Below are 14507 nucleotides of genomic sequence, written 5' to 3'. Positions count from 1 at the left end.
CTGATGAGTGAACAGGGCCGCGCCCGGAAACCGCCGGGCGCGGCCCTGTCGTCCCGGCTGTCATGACAGCGACACTGCGGGAAGACGAACTCACCAGCCTGCGTCCCCTGCTGGCCGCCGAGGCGGCGGCGGAAGCCGTGACGGGCGGCATCGAGGCCGCCGACCTCGAACAGGCGGTCTGGCTGAGGATGCTGGAACTCGCCTTCGCCCCGGACGATCCCGCCCGCTGGCTCCGGGCGGCGGTGCGGGCGGAGGTACGCGACGCCGCCCGCCGGGTCCGCCGTGAGCTGCGGTACACCCCGGGCCGCGATCCGGTGGCCGACCGCGGGCCGTCCGTCGAGGAGCAGGTGCTCGCCGCCGAGCAGAGCGCGGCCATGCGCGCCGCCGTGCAGCGCCTCCCGGGACGCTGCCCGCAGGTCGTTACGGCCCTGATGTCCCGTTCCGACCCCACATACCGGGAAATCTCCCAGGAGTTGGGAATCTCACAGGGCAGTATCGGGCCACTGCGCTCCCGCTGTCTCGGCTGCCTGCGCTCGATCCTGAAATCTGGGGTTGCATCCCCGGTAAGACGGGGTAAGCCACGGTAAACAGTCGGCGACAAGGCGTTCCAGGCGCGTTCGAGCGCGGCCGGATGCGGGTATTGCGAGGCATCTACCGCGCCGGGGCGTTTGTGCGATCATCGGCGCCACGGAGGCGGCGCACACCCGTACCAACTCCGGTCAGGCATACGTCCCGGGCGCGCATTCCACCCTCATCTGCCCGGGCGGACTCGAAGGGGAGGCCTGCGCACATGGGCATGAGCGTGACCATCTCTACGGCGGATCCAGACGACGCCGAGAAGATCCTCAAACTCCAGTACCTCTGTTATCAGAGCGAAGCGGAGCTCTACGGCGACTACAGCATCGAGCCGCTCACCCAGACCTACGAGGCGTTGCGCGCCGAGCTGGCCCAGGGGTGCGTCCTGGTCGCTCGGCTCGGCGACGAGGTCGTCGGCTCCGTCCGCGGAGTCGTCGACATCGACGGCACCGCGCGGATAGCCAAGCTGATCGTCCACCCCCGGATGCAGCGGCACGGCCTGGGCGGCCGGCTGCTGCGGGCCGTCGAGGAGCGGCTGGCCGCGGAGAGCGAGGCCAAGCGGTACCGGCTGTTCACCGGCCACCGCAGCGAACTGAATCTGCGGCTGTACCGCAAGCTCGGTTACGAGCAGGTGGGCGACGCCGAGCCGGTCACGCGGCGGCTGAGCATGGTCACGATGGAGAAGGACGCCCCGACGACGGCGTTCGCCGCCAGCGCCTGAGCCTTCTCCTCCCACGGGTGGAGACCCCTTGGGTGGAACCACCTCGGCTGGAACCCGCTCGCGCGGAAGCTACGGCTGCTGTGGCTGTGCCGACCTGCGCAGCCACAGCAGCCCGGCGACGGGCAGCAGCAGGGGCAGGAAGAGATAGCCGATCCCGAAGTCCGACCACACGGTCGCGTCGGGGAACGCGGACGGGTCGATGAGGGTGAAGGCGCCCACCGCGATCACGCCGGCCAGTTCGGCCGAGCAGCAGACCAGCGCCACCTTGCGGGCCGCCTCGCCGCCGCGCCACAGCGCGACGGTGATCACCGCGTAGACGAGCCCGGCCGCCGCGGACAGCACGTACGCCAGCGGCGCGTCGTGGAACTTCGTGATCATCTGGACGAGCGAGCGCGAGACCGCCGCGACGGTGAACACGCCGTACAGGGACAGCAGCAGCCGGCCCGGCCCCCGGCCGATCCGGCCGGACTGCTCCTGTCGCCCGGCCGGCGTTTCCTGTGCGGGCTCAGACACTGCCGCCTCCCCAGATGTCGAAAAGCCGTACTTCGAGCACGGCCAGGATCACTCCGCCCGCGGCGACGATCGCCGAGCCCCAGCGGGTGCGTTCGGTCAGCGACATGAACCCCGCGGCCGGGATCGTGCAGGCGGCGCCGACCACGTACGCGACGAAGACGGCCGTGCCCTGGCCGGGCCGTTCGCCGCCGGAGAGCTTGACCACCGCGATCACCAGCTGGACCAGGGCGAGCACCGTGACCACGGCCATGCCGATGAAATGCCAGTCCTTGGTGGGCTGGTCGCGGAAGGCCGCGAAACCGCACCACGCCGCGAGCAGCAGCGCTGCGACCGAGACCGTGATGGTGACTGCGTCGAGCATGCCGCGACTCTATTACGGGCCAAATGGGCTCGGACGCGGCCCCCCGTGCCCCGCGTAGGGTGACGGAACATGAAGATCACCTCGCAGGCGCTGCTGTTCGACAACGACGAGGACGCCCCCGCCGGACTCACCGCGGCCCGCGCCGCGGGGATGCGGACCGTGGCGTTGGCCACAACCCATGGCGCCTCGGAGCTGTCCGCGGATGTGGTCGTCGCCGACCCGTCCGCCGTATCCGCGCAGGTCACGCCGGAAGGCGTGGAAATCACCACCGCGGAGTGACCATGTCCGCATAGTGAACAGTCCGCCCGGAATGCGGGACGCGGTGGAGGGTTCTGCTTTACTGGATCTCATGACCACGACGAACAGCCGCTGCCGCGCGACCGAGGCGACCACGCCCGGTGTTCGTTGTATGTGTCGACGAATGTGTGACTAGCCGAGGGCTCAGCCCCGCGTCACGATTTCCAGCGGCTTCCTCCTGCCGCTGATCTCCGCTTGGCCCGTGACGGGCCGATCCGTGCCGCAATCCGAGAAGAATGCCCCCTGTGCGGCGTTATGTTCCGCCGCGCACTCGACAGTGACGGATACCCCAGTGATCACCACCACGGACCTGAGGAAGGTCTACCACTCGCGTGACCGCGAGATCACCGCCCTGGACGGCGTCGATCTGCATGTCCGCGAGGGCGAGGTCTACGGCGTCGTCGGACAGAGCGGCGCCGGCAAGTCCACGCTCATCCGCTGCGTCAACCTCCTTGAGCGCCCCACCTCCGGCACCGTCGAGGTCGCCGGACGGGACCTCACCGCGCTCGCCGGCCGTACCGACCGGGCGGGATCCGCGCTGCGCGCCGCCCGCAGCGGAATCGGCATGGTCTTCCAGCACTTCAACCTGCTGGCCTCGCGCACCGTGCAGGGCAACGTCGAGCTGCCGCTGGAGATCCTCGGCGTCTCCGGCAAGGAGCGCTCCCGCAAGGCCCTCGAACTCCTGGACCTGGTCGGCCTCGCCGACAAGGCCCGCGCCTACCCGGCGCAGCTCTCCGGCGGCCAGAAGCAGCGCGTCGGCATCGCCCGCGCGCTGGCCGGCGACCCCAAGGTGCTGCTCTCCGACGAGGCCACCTCGGCGCTCGACCCGGAGACCACCCGCTCCATCCTCCAACTGCTGCGCGATCTCAACCAGCAGCTGGGCCTGACCGTGCTGCTCATCACCCACGAGATGGAGGTCGTCAAGGCGATCTGCGACTCGGCCGCGCTGATGAAGAACGGCAGGGTCGTGGAGTCCGGCACCGTCGCCGAACTGCTCGCCACCCCGGGCTCTGAGCTCGCGCACGAGCTGTTCCCGGTCGGCGGCGATGCGTCGGGGCCCGGCCGTACCGTCGTCGACCTCACCTTCCACGGCGAGAGCGCGACCGAGCCGGTCGTCTCCCAGCTGGCGCGTACCTACAACGTGGACGTGTCGATCCTGGGCGCGGCCATGGAGACCGTCGCCGGCCGGCAGATCGGCCGGATGCGGATCGAACTGCCCGGCCCCTTCGAGGACAACGTCGTCCCGATCGGATTCCTGCGCGAGCAGGGAATCCAGGTCGAGGTGGCACCGGTGGACGGCGCCGCCGAGCGTGTGAAGGAGAGCATCAAATGACCTGGGACGAGATACAGCCGCTGCTGACGAAGGCCTGTTGGGAAACGCTCTACATGGTGGGCTGGTCCACCGTGATCACGGCCGCCGTCGGGCTGCCGCTGGGCGTGCTCCTGGTGCTGACCGGCCGCGGCGGCCTGCTGCGGAACATCGTGGTGAACAAGGTCATCGGCGTGATCGTGAACATCACGCGCTCGCTGCCGTTCATCATCCTGATGGTCGCGCTGATCCCCGTCACCCGCTGGCTGGTCGGTGCGGCGTTCGGCCTCAACGCCGCCGTCGTCATGCTGTCCGTCGGCGCGATCCCGTTCTTCGCGCGGCTGGTGGAGACCTCGATCCGCGAGGTCGACCCGGGGCTCGTCGAGGCGGTCCACGCGATGGGCGGCAACACCCGCACGGTGGTCGTCAAGGCGCTGCTGCCCGAGTCGCTGCCGTCGCTCGTCTCCGGCCTCACCACCACGGTGATCGCTCTCGTCGGCTACTCGGCGATGGCCGGCACGATCTCCGCGGGCGGCCTGGGCAACCTCGCCTGGACCTACGGCTACCAGCGGTTCGAGAACAAGGTCATGATCGCGACGATCGTCCTGCTGATCGCGCTGGTCACCGCCGTCCAGCTGATCGGCGATCTGACCGCCCGTGGCCTGTCCCGCCGCGGCGCCCAGTCGGCCGGCGCCCCCAGGCTCCGCCTGCTGCGTGCCGCCCGCACCCCAGCGACCACCGAGGCTTCCTGACCCCGCCGGGCTTCCCTCCGGCGCGTACCATCCCCCAAGAAAGAGGCACTTTTCGTGCGTAACACCACCAAGATCACCACTGCCGTGCTGGCCGCCGGAGCACTCGCCCTGGGCCTGAGCGCGTGCGCCTCCAATCCGACCCAGAAGGACGGCGCGAACGACGCGCTGGTCGTCGCCGCGAGCCCCGTGCCGCACGCCGACATCCTGAAGTTCGTCAAGGACAACCTGGCGGAGAAGGCCGGACTGAAGCTGGAGGTGAAGGAGTTCGACGACTACGTCATACCGAACACCGCCACCGAGAACGGCGAGGTCGGCGCCAACTTCTTCCAGCACAAGCCGTACCTCGACGACTTCAACGCCAAGAACAAGACGCACATCGTGCCGGTGGTGAACGTCGAGCTCGAGCCGCTCGGCCTCTACCCGGGCAAGGCCAAGACGCTCGCCGAGATCAAGTCCGGCGACACCATCGCCGTGCCCAGCGACACGACCAACCAGGGCCGCGCGCTCCAGCTGCTCGCCTCCAAGGGCCTGATCACGCTGAAGCCCGGGGTCGGCGCCGGCGCCAGCCTCCAGGACATCGCCGACAGCAAGGGCCTGAAGCTCAAGGACGCGAAGGCGGAGCTGCTGCCCAGCCAGCTGCCCGACGTGGCCGCCGCCGTCATCAACGGCAATGTGGCGCTCGGCGCCAAGCTCGACCCGGCCAAGGGCACGCTCGCCCTGGAGAAGGCGGAGGGCAACCCCTACGCCAACTTCCTCGCGGTCAAGGACGGCAAGCAGAACGACCCGCGCGTCGTGAAGCTCGCCAAGCTCCTCAACTCCGACGAGGTCAAGAAGTTCATCGAGTCCAAGTACCACGGCTCGGTCGTCCCGGCGTTCGGCAAGCCCAGCGCCTGACGTCCGGCCGCCCGCCCCGGTCGCCGAACCCCGGCGGCCGGGGCGTGGTGCGTCGCGGGATCCTTACGACACCGGACCCGTACACCGCCGGATCCGTAAGCCGCCGGCGCCGGACGCTAGCGGCGCCGCACCCAGTAGACGTCCGTCATATAGGGCATCTCGATATCGCCCCCGCGCCGGGTCGGCTCATGCGCCCCGAGCAGTGCTTCCAGGTCGGCCCGCACCCGCTCCTGCTCGGCCGCGCCCAGCACCGCGATATGGCTGGACGACATCATCCGCTCGACGACGTCCTCGACGGTCGTCGAATGCGGGTTGGGCCAGTGCCGCTCGTGCACCCGGCCCCAGCCCGGCCGCGTCTCGAGGGTCTTGCGCCACCGGTTGTCGGGGTCCCCGATGCCCGAGGCCAGCGGCGGACTCGGCAGATCGCGGGGCGCCAGCCGGAAGTAGATGTCCTGGAAGTCGCGCACCCAAGGCACCGAAGTGTCGTACGTGTTCCACACGAGGGCCAGCGCGCCGCCCTGCCGCAGCAGCCGTTCCACCTCGTCGAGCGCGGCCGTCTCCTGGAACCAGTGCCAGGACTGCGCCGCCACGACCGCGTCCGCACAGCCGTCCGGCAGCCCGGTCGCCTCCGCCGTACCCGCCGTCACCACCACACCCGGCAGCAGCCCGGCCAGCCGCTCGCGCATCTCCGGCACCGGCTCCACGGCCAGCACTTCGGCCCCGGTCAGCGCCAGCAGCCGGGTGAACTTGCCCGTGCCCGCGCCGAGATCGACCGCCGTCCGCCCCTCCTGCAGCGGCAGGGCGTCCGCCAGCGCGGCGAGCGCCGCCATGGGGTACGAGGGGCGGGAGCGCTCGTACAAGCCCGCGGCCCGCTGGGATCCGACTCCTGCTGCGTGGTGCACCGTCACGCGGCCAGACGCTAGCAGGATCGGATGACGGCAGCGGATACCCGCCCGGGCCGTCATACGGCCTACCCGGGAAGGGCGTTCGCGAACTGCCCCGCCGCGAACTGTTCTGCGAGCCCGCTCTGCGAATGTCGCGGCCGATGCTGCATGCTGTGCTCTCCACACATGCCCTGGTTACGGAGCAGCGAATGACCTCCACCTTTCCGGACATCTCCATCAGTACGGAGCGGCTGGTGCTGCGCCCCTACGAGGAGGCCGACATCCCCGCGCTCGCGGAAATGATGAACGACGAGCTGGTCACCGCCTGGACGTCCGTACCTCAGCCGTACACCGAGGACGACGCCCGCTCCTTCGCCACCCGCATCGCCCCCGCGGAGCGCACCGAGGGCCGCGGCATCGTCTTCGCCGTCACCGAGTTCCTCACCCAGCGGCTCGTCGGCACCGTCCATCTGCAGAACACGGACTGGCGGATCCGCAGCAGTGAGATCGGATACATGACCGCCCCCTGGGCACGCGGTGAGGGATACGCCTCCGAGTCGGTGCTCGCCGTCACGCAGTGGCTCTTCGACGACCAGAAGTTCGAGCGCCTCGAACTGCGCACCGCCGCCGACAACACCGCCTCGCAGCAGGTCGCCCAGAAGATCGGCTGCATCAGCGAGGGCGTGCTGCGCAACGCCGGCATAGTGCGCAGCCGGCCGGAGGACGATCCGGGCGGCCGCTGGGCCGAGATCCGTACCGATCTGATCGTGTGGAGCCTGCTCCCCGAAGACCTCGACGTACTGCCCGGCCGCGCCGCCGAGGGCCAGGGATACACGGCCTTCGCCGACTGGGAGTAACGACCTGGGCGGCGTCGCCCGGCCAAGATCGACCCCCGGGGTACTGTGCTTTCCCGGGGACCGTGCCACGCCCGGACACCGACCGCGACACGCCCAGGAGACTGACGACCATGGCCGACCGGGTCACCGTGATCGGGTGGGACGGCTCGCCGCCGAGCGACACCGCGCTGGCCGCGCTGGCCGCGGCCACCCTGGTGGCCGGCACCCGGCGCCATCTGGACCTGCCGTACGTCCCGGCGGCTGCCGAGCGCATCGTGCTCGGCAGCATCGACCTGGCCGCCCGCCGCATCGCCAAGCACCGGGGCACCGCGGTGGTACTCGCCGACGGGGACCCGGGCTTCTTCGGCGTCGTGCGCGCCCTGCGTGATCCTGAACACGGTCTGGAGATCGAGGTCGTACCCGGCGTCTCGTCCGTCGCTCGCGCCTTCGCGCGCGCGGGCATGCCGTGGGAGGACGCGCGCGTCGTGGTCGCGCACAGCCGTTCCCTGCGCCGCGCGGTCAATGTGTGCCGCGCCTATCCGAAGGTCGCGGTGCTCACCGCGCCCGGCGCCGGCCCCGCCGAACTCGCCCTGCTGCTCGGCGGTGTGCACCGCACCTTCGTCATCTGCGAGGCACTCGGCACGGATCAGGAGCAGGTCAGCGTCCTCACCTCGGACAAGGTCGCCGACCACATCTGGCGCGATCCCAACGTGGTGCTGGTCGTCGGCGGGATCACCTCCGCCGACCCGGCGGTCGCCGGCCGGGGCGGCTGGATCGCCGGCCGCGACCCCGCGTTCCCCGGCGCGGTGCGCGGCTGGGCACTGCCCTCCTCGGAGTACGGCGGCAAGGGTTCGCCCCAGCTGCGGGCGCTCCAACTCGCCCGGCTGGGCCCGCGCACCGGCGACCTGGTCTGGGACATCGGCTCCGCCGACGGCGCCTTCGCGGTGGAGGCCGCCCGGTTCGGCGCGGCCGTGATCGCGGTGGACCAGGACGCCGACGCGTGCGACTGGATCACGGTCACCGGCCGGCGCTACGGCGTCCAACTCCAGGTCGTCCACGGCAGCGCGCCGCAAGTGCTGGAGGACCTGCCCGAGCCGGATGTGATCCGGATCGGCGCGGGAGACGCTGAGGTCGTGACGGCGTGCGCCGCCCGGCGCCCGGAGCGCATCGTGGCGAGCGCCGGGAACCGGGACGAGGCGGAGGCGGTCAGCCGGGCCCTCGAGGAAGGCGGCTACGACGTCGAACGCGCGCTGCTCCAGACCGTCGAACTGGATTCCGGCTGGGCGGAACGCGAACGTCTGGTCACCTTCGCCCTCTGCGGCCACCGCAGGTGACGACCTGCCTCCCTATCACAGGACAGGTCGCCGGGCGGTGCCGCTGCCGCCCGCACTGTGGACCCTTGGACGGTCCTCCGGCACACGCGCGGTAGGCTGGCGGATCGTTGTGCCGTCGTCGTGCGTTGACGGATTGACACGTTGTCGATCTGTTTCATCCGTCGCCGCCGGGCAGCACACGCGGTGCCGACGTGCCGCTTCCCCCGCATGCTCGGTGTTGTTGAGTGGTGGGGGGCAGTGTGCGCGGCGCGGCGTTGGAAGGAGCGAAAACGATGGGCGAGGGGCACGCATGACTGACACCGGCCGGGTCCCGGGCGAGGGACTGCCGGAGAACGCAGTCGGGGAAGCGGTTCCGCAGCCGCCCGCCGATCTGCCCGGCAGCGCCGCCCACCAACCGACCGCTCCCAGCTGGGGATCGGACGCGCTGAGCGGCGAAGGCGCTCCTCCGTACACCTTCCTCGACCAGCCGGCGCCTCCCGGCTCGGCTGTCGACGATGACGAGGACCTGCTTCTGATGCCCGGTCTGCAGGGCTCTTGGAGCGACCCGCAGCCCGTGCCGCCGCAGCCCGCGGTCGTCGTCGCTCCCGCGACCGGGGTGGGGCACGAGTCCGGAGGACGGGACTCCGGATCCATCGAGTACGGGACGGTCCGGCTTCCGCAGCCCGCGCAGCCGCTGCCCGAGGCCGCGACCCCCGCTCCGGACCTCACTCCGGCCCCTGCTCCCGTTCTCGTGCAGGAAGAAGCGGAGCAGATCGTGGAGCCGGTACCGGTACCGGTACCGGTACCGGTCGCGGAGTCCTTCGCCGCCGACCAGGCTGCGGCCCAGCCCGCGCCGCCCCGGCGGCCGTTGCACATGGGCCCGCCGATGCCGGACCCGGCCTCCAGCGGGGTCTCCGTCCGCTCGCTGGCCGACCGCGGACCCGCGCAGGCCCAGGGCCCGACGCCGGCTCCGGTGCCCGCTCCGGCGCGGGCGCCCGGCCCGCCCACCGCGGGACCCGAGTACCTCGACGTACCGCACAGCGACTCCGCTTCCATCCCCGCGCAGCAGAACGGCGTGGCACCTGAACCGGCCGCCGCCGCGCCGCCGGGCACCCCGGTCCAGGGCAGCGCGTGGCCGGCGGCGGCACCCGCCGCTCCGGTGGCGCAGGTACAGGCGCAGGCGCAGTCGCAGTCGCAGGATCTTCCGGTCCCGCCCGTCATCGCGGAGTCGGTACCCGATCCCGAGCCGGTCCACTCCCATGTCCCGGTGCAGCCGCAAACCCCGGTCCAGGTCCAGAATCTGATTCAGGTTCCGGTGCCGGCTCCCGCTCCGGATTCCGCTTCGGTTTCCGAGGAGTCCCGGACACAGCACGCGGGCACTCCCGTCCCGCACCAGAACGACGGTCCGGCCGTGTTCGCACCGGCCGCTCCCGTCGCACCGGTCGTCGTGGTCGCAGCGGAGCCCGTGCCCGCCGTGGCGTCCCTGCCCGAGCCGGCTCCCGGGCCCGAACTCGCGCAGCTGCCCGAGCACGTTCAGCCGGTCGTGACCGCGACCGGGGAGCCGCAGGAAACTCCCGCGGTCCCTGCCGAAACGATCACTCCTGTGGCATCTCCCGCCCAGGCCCCTGCGGACGCACCGCTGCCCGAGCCGGTCGTCCCCGACGCCGTCCCGGACGCGCTGCCCGAACCCGTCGCCGTCCCGATCGCCGTAGCCCCGGTCGCTGAAACCCCGGCCCCGGTCGCGCAGGAGGACGTATCCGCGCCTGAGGCCGCCGGCCCGGAGCTGCCCATCCGCGAAGAGCCGGCCGGCGACGCCGTCGCGCCCGGCGCCCCTGCGGCGGCCGAACTCCCCGGCACGCCGGACGAGTCCGCCGGCCCGCTCGCCGGGGCCGCCGTGCGGCAGCCCGCCGCCGACGGTTACGAACCTGCCGTCCGCGACGCGGTCCACCGGGTGATCCGCGAGCGCCGCGACATCCGCAACGGCTTCCGTGACGACCCCATCCCGCACGAGGTGCTGCTCCGCGTTCTGGAAGCGGCCCACACCGCCCCCAGCGTCGGCCACTCCCAACCCTGGGACTTCGTCGTCATCCGCTCCGCCAAGACCCGCCAGCGCATGCACGAACTGGCCATGGAGCAGCGCGACGCCTACGCGAAGTCGCTGCCGAAGGCCCGCGCCAAGCAGTTCCGCGAGCTGAAGATCGAGGCGATCCTCGACACCCCGGTCAACATCGTCGTGACCGCCGACCCGACCCGTGGCGGCCGCCACACCCTCGGCCGGCACACCCAGCCGCAGATGGCCCCGTACTCCTCCGCCCTCGCGGTCGAGAACCTGTGGCTCGCCGCCCGAGCCGAAGGACTCGGCGTCGGCTGGGTCAGCTTCTTCGACGAGCGCCAGATGGTCCGCGAGCTGGGCCTTCCCGATCACCTCGAAATCGTCGCCTATCTGTGTGTCGGCTACGTCGACGAGTTCCCCGAAGAGCCCGAGCTGATGCAGGCCGGCTGGTCCCAGCGCCGCCCGCTGTCCTGGGTGGTCCACGAGGAGGAGTACGGCAACCGCGCCCTGCCCGGCGAGGAGCCGCACGACCTGCTCGAGGAGACCCTGCGCGGCATCCGCCCGCTGGACGCCAAGGCGCTCGGCGAGGCGTGGGAGCGGCAGAAGCGGATGACCAAGCCGGCCGGCGCACTCGGCATGCTGGAGATCATCTCCGCGCAGCTCAGCGGCCTATCACGGCAGTGCCCGCCGCCGATCCCGGAGCCCGCGGCCGTAGCGATCTTCGCCGGTGACCACGGGGTGCACGCCCAGGGCGTCACCTCCTGGCCGCAGGAAGTCACCGCCCAGATGGTCGCCAACTTCCTCGGCGGCGGCGCGGTGTGCAACGCGTTCGCCAACCAGGTCGGCGCCGAGGTCTGCGTCATCGACGTCGGCGTCGCGTCCGACCTGCCCAGTACTCCGGGGCTGCTGCCCCGCAAGGTCCGGTACGGCACCGCGGACTTCACCGCCGGGCCCGCCATGACCCGCGACGAGGTGCTGCGCGCCATCGAGGTCGGCATCGAGACCGCCCGCGACCTGGTGTCAGCCGGTAACAAGGCGCTGCTCACCGGCGAGATGGGCATCGCCAACACCACCACCTCCGCCGCACTCATCTCCGTGTACACCGGCCAGGACCCGGCCGAGGTCACCGGCCGCGGCACCGGCATCAATGACGAGATGCACGCCCGCAAGATCGACGTCGTACGCCGCGCGCTGGATCTGCACCGCCCGGACCCGGCCGACCCGATCGGCGTACTGGAGGCGATCGGCGGGCTGGAGCACGCGGCCATAGTCGGCCTGCTGCTCGGCGCCGCGGCGCTCCGCACGCCGGTGATCCTCGACGGCGTCAGCGCGGGCGCCGCCGCGCTGGTCGCCCGTGCCATCGCCCCCGAGGTGCTGGCCGCCTGCATCGCCGGCCACCGCAGCGCCGAGCCGGGCCATGCGGCCGCCCTCACCAAGCTGGGCCTGCGGCCGCTGATCGATCTCGATCTGCGGCTCGGCGAAGGCACCGGCGCGCTGCTGGCGCTGCCGCTGGTGCAGAGCGCCGCACGCGTCATGCACGAGGTCGCGACGTTCGACTCCGCGGGAGTCACCGAGAAGGGCTGACGCCCCCGCGTGCCCTCTAGGGCCTGTCCGGCCAGTGACCGCAGGTGTGATCTCGGGTGCTGCGGCCCGGGCACCCGGACCGTAGGGTTGCCCGCAGGGGCCGGGCCCCGCACCACAGCCGCTCCGAGGGAGCAGCGGCACCACTTCCGCCACAAGGAGCCGTACAGCCATGGCCGACGACCGTATCGACGCGCCCGCCTACCCCGTCGGACTGCGGCTGTCCGGACGGCGCGTGGTCGTCCTCGGCGGCGGTACCGTCGCGCAGCGCAGGCTCCCGGCGCTGGTGTCGGCGGGCGCCGACATCGTGCTGTTCTCGCCGTCGGCGACACCCTCCGTCGAGGCGATGGCCGACGCGGGCGAACTGCGCTGGGAGCGCCGTCCGTACCAGGACGGCGACCTCGCGGAGGCCTGGTACGTGCTGATCGCCACCACCGACGCGCGGGCCAACGCCGCCGCGTCGGCGGAGGCCGAGGCCCGCCGCGTCTGGTGTGTCCGCAGCGACGACGCCGAGGCCGCCACCGCGTGGACCCCGGCCACCGGGCGCAGCGAGGGCGTAACCGTGGCCGTACTCACCGGACACGACCCGCGCCGCTCCGCGGCCGTGCGCGACGCCGTCGTCGAGGGCCTGCGCGACGGCACCCTGGTCGCCCCCCGGCACCGCGAGCGGACCCCCGGCGTGGCACTCGTCGGCGGTGGTCCCGGCGACCCGGACCTGATCACGGTGCGCGGGCGGCGGCTCCTCGCCGAGGCCGACGTCGTGATCGCCGACCGGCTCGGCCCGCGCGACCTGCTGGACGAACTCCCGCCCCACGTCGAGGTGATCGACGCGGCGAAGATCCCCTACGGCCGTTTCATGGCCCAGGAGGCGATCAACAACGCGCTCATCGAGCACGCCAAGGCCGGCAAGGCCGTGGTCCGGCTCAAGGGCGGCGACCCGTTCGTCTTCGGCCGCGGCATGGAGGAAGCCGAGGCGCTCGCCGAGGCGGGCATCGCCTGCACCGTCGTGCCCGGCATCTCCAGCTCCATCAGCGTTCCCGCCGCCGCCGGAATCCCGGTGACCCACCGGGGCGTCGCGCATGAGTTCACGGTCGTCAGCGGCCATGTCGCCCCCGGGGACCCGCGCTCGCTCGTCGACTGGCACGCCCTGGCACAGCTGCGCGGCACCCTCGTGCTGCTCATGGCCGTCGAGCGGATCGGCGCCATCGCCGCCGCGCTCATCGAGCACGGCCGCGCCGCGGACACCCCGGTCGCCGTCATCCAGGAGGGCACCACGGCGGCGCAGCGCCGCGTGGACGGCACCCTGGCGACCGTCGGCCAGGTCGTCACCGACGAGGGCATCCGGCCGCCGGCCGTCATCGTCATCGGCGACGTCGTCACCGTCGGCCGCGCACTCCGGCGGTAACCGGTACCGGCCACGTAACGACCCCGGCGTTGGCAGGGGCCACGGGACAGGGCAGTATCAGCCTGTGGCTGAGCTCATCACGATCGACGACCCGGACGACCCGCGCCTTCACGACTACGTGGCACTGACCGACGTCGAGCTGCGGCGCCGCCGCGAGCCCGCCGAAGGGCTGTTCATCGCGGAGGGCGAGAAGGTGATCCGGCGTGCCCGGCACGCCGGGTACCGCATGCGGTCCATGCTTCTGTCGGCCAAGTGGGTCGATGTCATGCGCGATGTCATCGACGAGGTCCCGGCGCCGGTCTACGCCGTCAGCCCGGAACTCGCCGAGCAGGTCACCGGATACCACGTGCACCGCGGCGCCCTAGCCTCCATGGGGCGCAAGCCGCTGCTGGCCGCCGATGAGCTGCTGGGGACCGCGCGCCGCATCGTCGTCATGGAATCCGTGAACGACCACACCAACATCGGTGCCATCTTCCGCAGCGCCGCGGCTCTGGGCATGGACGCCGTGCTCCTCTCGCCGGACTGTGCCGACCCGCTCTACCGACGCTCCGTCAAGGTCTCGATGGGCGCCGTATTCTCCGTGCCCTACGCCCGGCTCGACAGCTGGCCCCGGGACCTGGAGACCGTCCGGGCGGCCGGCTACAAGCTCCTCGCCCTCACCCCTGCCGACAAGGCCACCGACATCGACGAGGCCGCCCCGCACCGCCTCGAGCGCGTCGCCCTGCTCCTCGGCGCCGAAGGCGACGGCCTCTCCACCCAGGCCCTGGTGGCGGCCGACGAATGGGTCCGCATCCCGATGGCCCACGGCGTCGACTCCCTCAACGTCGGAGCGGCGGCGGCTGTCGCCTTCTACGCGGTGGCGTCGGGCCGCCCGCGGGATTAGCCGTGCGGCCCGCAGTCGCGCTCCGACGTGGGAGGGGGCGGGCCGGGGTGCCCCCGCAGGCGACGAGAACCGGTGGACGGTTCCTCTGTGGAAGACGGTGGGTTCGAGCGCCGAGGAGGTGCCCCGGCC

13 protein-coding genes and 1 pseudogene are annotated in these 14507 nt (G+C 71.9%); 11 read left to right on the top strand and 3 right to left on the bottom strand.

Going from position 1 to position 14507, the window contains the following annotated elements; genetic code table 11:
• Positions 1 to 62 precede the first annotated feature (62 nt).
• Together QMK24_RS26835 and QMK24_RS26830 are read left to right on the top strand one after the other, a co-directional pair.
• Positions 63 to 587 carry a sigma-70 family RNA polymerase sigma factor gene (locus QMK24_RS26835; protein WP_283469356.1) on the top strand — a complete coding sequence of 175 codons (525 nt, stop codon included), beginning with the start codon at positions 63 to 65 and terminating at the stop codon, positions 585 to 587.
• A 203-nt stretch (positions 588 to 790) separates the two neighbouring features.
• On the top strand, positions 791 to 1297 hold the full coding sequence (locus tag QMK24_RS26830; RefSeq protein WP_283469355.1) for a GNAT family N-acetyltransferase: 507 nt from the start codon (positions 791 to 793) through the stop codon (positions 1295 to 1297).
• 69 nt (positions 1298 to 1366) lie between these two features.
• Here QMK24_RS26830 and QMK24_RS26825 read toward each other — a convergent pair whose 3' ends face one another.
• Positions 1367 to 1810 (bottom strand): hypothetical protein, encoded by a 444-nt coding sequence (locus QMK24_RS26825; protein WP_283469354.1) that lies wholly within the window; start codon positions 1808 to 1810, stop codon positions 1367 to 1369.
• The gene (locus tag QMK24_RS26820) at positions 1803 to 2171 is read right to left on the bottom strand and encodes a hypothetical protein (RefSeq protein ID WP_283469353.1); all 369 of its coding nucleotides are present in this window, start codon (positions 2169 to 2171) and stop codon (positions 1803 to 1805) included. Before QMK24_RS26820 ends, QMK24_RS26825 begins: the two co-directional genes overlap by 8 nt.
• 108 nt (positions 2172 to 2279) lie before the next feature.
• Between QMK24_RS26820 and QMK24_RS26815 the strand changes: the two are divergent.
• The 4 genes and pseudogenes from QMK24_RS26815 to QMK24_RS26800 form a co-directional block, all read left to right on the top strand.
• Positions 2280 to 2450, top strand: a pseudogene (locus QMK24_RS26815) (HAD family hydrolase); the annotation flags it as partial.
• Between the two features lie 310 nt (positions 2451 to 2760).
• Positions 2761 to 3801: a methionine ABC transporter ATP-binding protein gene (locus tag QMK24_RS26810; protein ID WP_283469352.1), complete on the top strand. Its 1041-nt coding sequence runs from the start codon at positions 2761 to 2763 to the stop codon at positions 3799 to 3801.
• A complete protein-coding gene (locus QMK24_RS26805) occupies positions 3798 to 4529 on the top strand; it encodes a methionine ABC transporter permease (protein WP_283469351.1) in 732 nt (243 codons plus the stop codon). The genes QMK24_RS26810 and QMK24_RS26805 overlap by 4 nt, the downstream gene beginning before the upstream one ends.
• A 54-nt stretch (positions 4530 to 4583) precedes the next feature.
• Complete coding sequence (locus tag QMK24_RS26800; RefSeq protein WP_283469350.1) at positions 4584 to 5423, top strand: MetQ/NlpA family ABC transporter substrate-binding protein; 840 nt, start codon at positions 4584 to 4586, stop codon at positions 5421 to 5423.
• A 116-nt stretch (positions 5424 to 5539) separates the two neighbouring features.
• Here the strand turns inward: QMK24_RS26800 and QMK24_RS26795 are convergent, their stop codons facing one another.
• The gene (locus QMK24_RS26795) at positions 5540 to 6331 is read right to left on the bottom strand and encodes a class I SAM-dependent methyltransferase (protein WP_283469349.1); all 792 of its coding nucleotides are present in this window, start codon (positions 6329 to 6331) and stop codon (positions 5540 to 5542) included.
• 185 nt (positions 6332 to 6516) lie between these two features.
• On the opposite strand from QMK24_RS26795, the gene QMK24_RS26790 reads away from it, so the two are divergent.
• The 5 genes from QMK24_RS26790 (at position 6517) to QMK24_RS26770 (ending at position 14378) form a co-directional block, all read left to right on the top strand.
• Positions 6517 to 7164 carry a GNAT family N-acetyltransferase gene (locus QMK24_RS26790; protein WP_283469348.1) on the top strand — a complete coding sequence of 216 codons (648 nt, stop codon included), beginning with the start codon at positions 6517 to 6519 and terminating at the stop codon, positions 7162 to 7164.
• 110 nt (positions 7165 to 7274) lie between these two features.
• Positions 7275 to 8477 carry a precorrin-6y C5,15-methyltransferase (decarboxylating) subunit CbiE gene (gene cbiE / locus QMK24_RS26785; protein ID WP_283469347.1) on the top strand — a complete coding sequence of 401 codons (1203 nt, stop codon included), beginning with the start codon at positions 7275 to 7277 and terminating at the stop codon, positions 8475 to 8477.
• 289 nt (positions 8478 to 8766) lie between these two features.
• On the top strand, positions 8767 to 12093 hold the full coding sequence (gene cobT / locus QMK24_RS26780) for a nicotinate-nucleotide--dimethylbenzimidazole phosphoribosyltransferase (protein ID WP_283469346.1): 3327 nt from the start codon (positions 8767 to 8769) through the stop codon (positions 12091 to 12093).
• A 169-nt stretch (positions 12094 to 12262) separates the two neighbouring features.
• Positions 12263 to 13495 (top strand): uroporphyrinogen-III C-methyltransferase, encoded by a 1233-nt coding sequence (gene cobA, locus QMK24_RS26775; protein ID WP_283469345.1) that lies wholly within the window; start codon positions 12263 to 12265, stop codon positions 13493 to 13495.
• 64 nt (positions 13496 to 13559) lie between these two features.
• Positions 13560 to 14378, top strand: a complete 819-nt coding sequence (locus tag QMK24_RS26770; protein WP_283469344.1) for a TrmH family RNA methyltransferase — start codon at positions 13560 to 13562, stop codon at positions 14376 to 14378.
• Positions 14379 to 14507 lie beyond the last annotated feature (129 nt).

It is taken from the genome of Streptomyces sp. PH10-H1, assembly GCF_030063355.1.
Classification (GTDB): domain Bacteria; phylum Actinomycetota; class Actinomycetes; order Streptomycetales; family Streptomycetaceae; genus Actinacidiphila.
This window is presented reverse-complemented; position numbering and strand designations above follow the sequence as displayed.